The sequence below is a fragment of the Cellulophaga geojensis KL-A genome (assembly GCF_000568425.1).
Classification (GTDB): Bacteria; Bacteroidota; Bacteroidia; order Flavobacteriales; family Flavobacteriaceae; genus Cellulophaga; species Cellulophaga lytica.
This window is the reverse complement of sequence record NZ_ARZX01000087.1, coordinates 1-811: the sequence shown is the minus strand read 5'-3', so window position 1 is coordinate 811 and position 811 is coordinate 1. Positions and strand designations below refer to the sequence as shown.

Genomic DNA, 811 nt, shown 5'->3' with positions numbered 1-811 from the left:
CTTGGAATACGTATAACCGTCAGTTACGGGTAAATATGTGTTAATTTTCGGTTTAGAACTGACGTTAGCAATTCCGAGTGGATTCGGACGTAGTCGAATCCGCCGTAATTGCGGTTATACATTGTTGTGGTGCGTATTTATTCAGTTGTTTTATATCGTAATTCTCCATTTTCATAATCAGGTATAACATCAATTTTTGGCCAAAAAGCAATTTTCAATTCGTTTTCAGATTTAATATAGTCATAAGACTCTGTAATTGCTTTTAAGTATTTTTCAATTCCGTCGACTCCTTTATCTTCATAATACTCAAATATGAATAACACTTTTTCTGGACTGTCCGCAAAACCTTCTTTAACGCCCATATTCTCAAAATTCTGTTTCATCAGAGTACTTAATTCAGATATTTCGACTTTCCGTTCATTTTTTATAATACTGTCCATTTGAATGAAAAAAGTGTTTCGAAATCTTGGGTGAAACATTGGGATTTCGCAGTATTCAATCGGATAGATATTCCGTATTTTGTTTTCCGTTTCAAGGACAATTTTAGGAATACTGTCAAAACAGACAATTTCTTTAAGTCGGTCAAGTAAATTTTCATAATTGTCGAATTCCGATATTCGAATAGAAACACTTATACTGTCGGCATCTATTTGTTTAAATCCATATTCTTTAATTTCTTTTTTCTTATTCCCACAACTTGCCAAAAGCAGAATAATTATCAAAAATTTGGCGAAGTTTAATTTCATTTCAGAGTTTTGTTTATATGCACCACAACGTCTCGGCTAAGCGTAGTGCGGAGGCAAGGAAACTT

At 33.3% G+C, this 811-nt stretch carries 1 protein-coding gene; it reads right to left on the bottom strand.

Going from position 1 to position 811, the window contains the following annotated elements; all coding sequences use genetic code 11:
• Positions 1-137: 137 nt before the first annotated feature.
• Positions 138-383, bottom strand: coding sequence for a hypothetical protein (locus KLA_RS18030; RefSeq protein WP_152536881.1), 246 nt, complete (start codon positions 381-383; stop codon positions 138-140).
• Positions 384-811: the final 428 nt, after the last annotated feature.